Annotated in this window: 3 protein-coding genes; all 3 read left to right on the top strand. The window is 73.8% G+C overall.

The features are described 5' to 3' along the window. A partial coding sequence (locus FOE67_RS18615; RefSeq protein WP_182665772.1) for a SidA/IucD/PvdA family monooxygenase occupies nt 1–1,037 on the top strand: 1,037 nt, incomplete at its 5' end. Between the two features lie 193 nt (nt 1,038–1,230). Continuing rightward, nucleotides 1,231–2,682 (top strand): pyruvate kinase, encoded by a 1,452-nt coding sequence (pyk, locus tag FOE67_RS18620; RefSeq protein WP_182665774.1) that lies wholly within the window; start codon nt 1,231–1,233, stop codon nt 2,680–2,682. A 247-nt stretch (nt 2,683–2,929) separates the two neighbouring features. After that, a partial coding sequence (locus FOE67_RS18625; protein WP_182665777.1) for a Gfo/Idh/MocA family protein occupies nt 2,930–4,123 on the top strand: 1,194 nt, incomplete at its 3' end.

Genomic DNA, 4,123 nt, shown 5'->3' on the forward strand with positions numbered 1-4,123 from the left:
GGCAGAGTCGGATGGGTATAAGAGACAGGGACGGGGCCGGCTGGGTGCGGGCCCGCAACGTCGTGCTCGGCATCGGCACCGCCCCCCATCTCCCGGCGGCGCTGCGGCGGGCCGCAGAGGGGGACGGGGCCCCCGTGCTGCACTCGGCGGAGTACCTGTGTCACCGCGAGCGGTTGCTCGGGGCCCCGCACGTCACGGTGATCGGCTCCGGGCAGTCCGGCGCGGAGGTCCTGCTGGACCTGCTGCGCCGACGTCCCGCCGGACGGGAGGGGCTGCACTGGCTCACCCGCTCGCCCGCCTTCGCGCCCATGGAGTACAGCAAGTTGGGGCTGGAGCACTTCACCCCCGACTACACGCGCTACTTCCACGGCCTGCCCGAGGCGACCCGGGACGCGCTGGTGGCCCGCCAGTGGCAACTGCACAAGGCGGTGGACCACGACACCCTGGCCGCCCTGCACGAGGAGCTGTACCACCACGACCTGGCGCTGCCGGACGAGGAGTGGCCGCGGGTGGTGCTGACCCCGGGGGTGGAGGTGCGGGCGGTGGAGTCCCTGGCGTCCGGGCGTCTCCGGCTCGACCTGCACCACGCCGAGCAGGGCGCGGACTCCTCGCTGGTCACCGACGCCGTGGTGGCGGCCACCGGTTACCGCGAGCGTTCCGTCGAGGCGTTGCTGGCCGGGCTGGGGAAGGCGGTGCGGCGCGACGCCGCCGGACGCCCGGTGATCGGGGCGGATTACCGCATCGAGCTCTCCGACGGGGCACCGGGTGGACTGTTCTCCGCGGGCGCGGAACGGCACACCCACGGCGTCGGTACCCCCGACCTGGGGCTGATGGCGCACCGCGCGGCCCGCGTGCTCAACGCGGTGGCGGGCCGGGAGCGGTACCCGCTGCCCACCCGCACCGCCTTCACCTCCTTCGGCGCGGTGGAGGGGGCCACCGGTGCCGCGCCACCGGCCGCGGGGCCGGTCGGCGGTTCCCTGCCGGGGCCGCGCCGGGGAACGGTGTCGGGGCCCACCGGTCCCGACGTCCCCGGGTGACCCGGGAGCGCTTCCCGGGGGACGGCGGATCGTACGCCGGAACGGTGTCCCACCCCCGGGGAGTGCTCATGAGAGCATGCCCGCGCACATTCTTGAAGCGTTGGTGGATCGCTGCGCATTTGTCACCGGGAGGTTGGGGAAATGACTCCTTTCGATGGCTCCCTACCCGGGGGTAATGCATAGGGTTGGCGGCATGCGCCGAGCCAAAATCGTATGCACACTTGGACCCGCGACCGACTCGTACGAGCAGATCGCGGGGCTGGTCGGGGCGGGAATGGATGTAGCCCGCCTCAATCTCAGTCATGGCGCCCACGATGAGCACGAACAGCGCTGTCACCGCGTTCGTCGAGCGGCCGGGGAATCCGGGCGTACCGTCGGAATTCTCGCCGATCTCCAGGGGCCGAAGATCCGTTTGGGGTCTTTCGGTGAGGGGCCGGTGGTTCTCGAAAACGGGGACGAATTCACCATCACCACCGAAGACGTCCTCGGGGACCGGGAGCGGTGCGGCACCACCCACGCCGGCCTTCCCGGGGACGTCACGGTGGGCGAGCGCATCCTGGTCGACGACGGACGGGTCGCCCTCGAGGTCCTGTCCGTGGACGGTCCCCGGGTGCGCACCCTCGTGGTGGAGGGCGGCGTGGTCTCCGATCACAAGGGCCTCAATCTGCCGGGCGTCGCCGTCTCCGTGCCCGCCCTCTCCCGCAAGGACGTCGACGACCTGCGCTGGGCGCTGCGCACGGGCGTGGACATGATCGCGCTGTCCTTCGTGCGGACCGGGGACGACATCAAGGACGTGCACCGGGTGATGGCCGAGGAGGGACGTTTCCTGCCGGTCATCGCGAAGGTGGAGAAGCCGCAGGCGGTGGAGAACCTCCGGGGCGTCGTGGACGCCTTCGACGGCATCATGGTCGCCCGCGGCGACCTGGGCGTGGAGATGCCCCTGGAGGACGTGCCGCTGGTGCAGAAGCGGGCGGTCGCCCTGGCCCGGCGGAACGCCAAGCCGGTGATCGTGGCCACCCAGATGCTCGACTCCATGATCGACTCCTCCCGGCCCACCCGCGCGGAGGCCTCCGACGTCGCCAACGCCGTCATGGACGGCACCGACGCGGTGATGCTCTCCGGGGAGACCAGTGTGGGGCGCTACCCGCTGGAGACGGTTCGCACCATGGGGCGGATCGTGGAGGCCGCCGAGGAGGAGATGCTCTCCCGCGGGCTCCAGCCGCTCACCGAGGCGACCAAGCCGCACACCCAGGGCGGGGCGGTGGCCCGGGCGGCGGCCGAGATCGGCGACTTCCTCGACGCCCGCCTGATGGTCGCCTTCACCCAGTCCGGGGACACCGCGCGACGACTCTCCCGCTACCGCTCGCCGATTCCGGTGGTGGCCTTCACCCCCGACCCCGCGACGCGCAACCAGTTGGCCCTGAGTTGGGGGGTCGAGGCGCACCTGGTGCCGACGGTGGACTCCACCGACGCCATGGCCGACATGCTCGACGGGGAACTGTTGCGCCGGCGGGTCTGCGAGCCCGGGGAGACGGTGGTGATGACCGCCGGGTCGCCCCTGGGCGTGGCCGGCAAGACCAATCTGGTGCGGGTGCACCGGATCGGCGGGGAGGCCGCCGAGGTCGAGGCGCCCGCCGCGGACTGAGTGCCCGATCCGGGCCCCGGCGTCCCGTTCCGACCGGACGGCGTCGGGGCCGCGTCGCGTCCCGGGGCGATTGCCGCGGGCGGGGGCCGATCCGTCGCCGCCCGCGCGGCGTCCGGGGGAGTGGTCCCCTTGTGCCGGGATGGGGGTCGTGGTTGAGTCGGGGAAAGCGCTTACCACGCGCGGGGGCCGCCCCGCGCACCCCGGTCCGCCACCCGGCGGACCCCGATCCACCGGGAGTCGCCCCCTCATGCCCGATGTGCCCGACGTGCCCCCCGCGCCGACCACCGCTCCCGCGACCGGAGGCCGCCCGGGCCCCTTCCGGGCGGCCGTGATCGGCACCGGGGCCATCGTCACCGGCGCCCACCTGCCCGCCCTGGCCGCCCGGGCGCCGGAGGTGGAACTGGTCGCCGCCGTGGACGTGGACCCCGCCCGTCTGGAGGCCTTCGCCGAGGAGGTGGTCCGGCACCCCGGTCTGGGACCGGTCACCGGTTGGACCGATTTCGACGCCATGCTCGCCGCCGAGCGCCCCGACCTGGTGCTGATCGGCACCCCGCCGGTGTTCCACCGCGAGCAGACCCTCGCCGCCCTCGCCGCCGGGGCCTGGGTGTGGTGCGAGAAGCCGCTGTGCCTCTCGCTGGCCGAGTTCGACGAGATCGCCGCCGCCGAACGCGAGGGCGGCCCCCACGCCTCGGTGGTGGCGCAGCACCGCCACGGCTCGGGCACCGTCCACGCCCGCGCGCTGCTGGAGTCCGGAGAGCTGGGAGCCCCCCGGGTCGCCCACTGCCAGACCACCTGGTACCGCACCGAGGAGTACTACGCCGTGCCCTGGCGCGGCAGGTGGGCGAGCGAGGGCGGCGGCCCCACGATGGGGCACGGCATCCACCAGAACGACCTGCTGCTCCACCTGCTCGGCGACTGGACCGAGATCCGGGCCATGGCCGGCCGGCTGCGCCACGACGTGGAGACCGAGGACGTCTCCACCGCCCTGGTCCGCTTCGCCAACGGCGCGGTGGCCACCGTCGTCAACAGCGTCCTCTCGCCGGACGAGGTCAGTCGCATCCGGATCGACTGCGACGACGCCACCGTCGAGCTGACCCATCTCTACGGACACACCAACGCCGACTGGCGGTACACCCCCCGCCCCGGGGTCGAGCCCCGGCGGGTGGAGCGCTGGCGCACCCCGGAGCGGGACGTGCCCAGCTCGCACACCGAGCAGTTGGCCGGGATCCTGGCGGCGATGCGCGCCGGGGTCCGGCCGCCCGGCAGCGGGCACGACGCCCGCCGCACCCTGGAGTTCACCGCCGCGCTGTACAAGGCGGCCTTCACCGGGCGCCCCGTCCGTCCGGGCGACATCGGGCCCGACGACCCCTACCACCGAGCCATGCACGGCGACGCGCCGGGATGGGCCCCCGGGGTCCCCCCGGCCGGCGCCGCGCCCACC

This window comes from Streptomyces calidiresistens (assembly GCF_014141525.1).
In the GTDB taxonomy this organism is placed as follows: Bacteria; Actinomycetota; Actinomycetes; order Streptomycetales; family Streptomycetaceae; genus Streptomyces; species Streptomyces calidiresistens.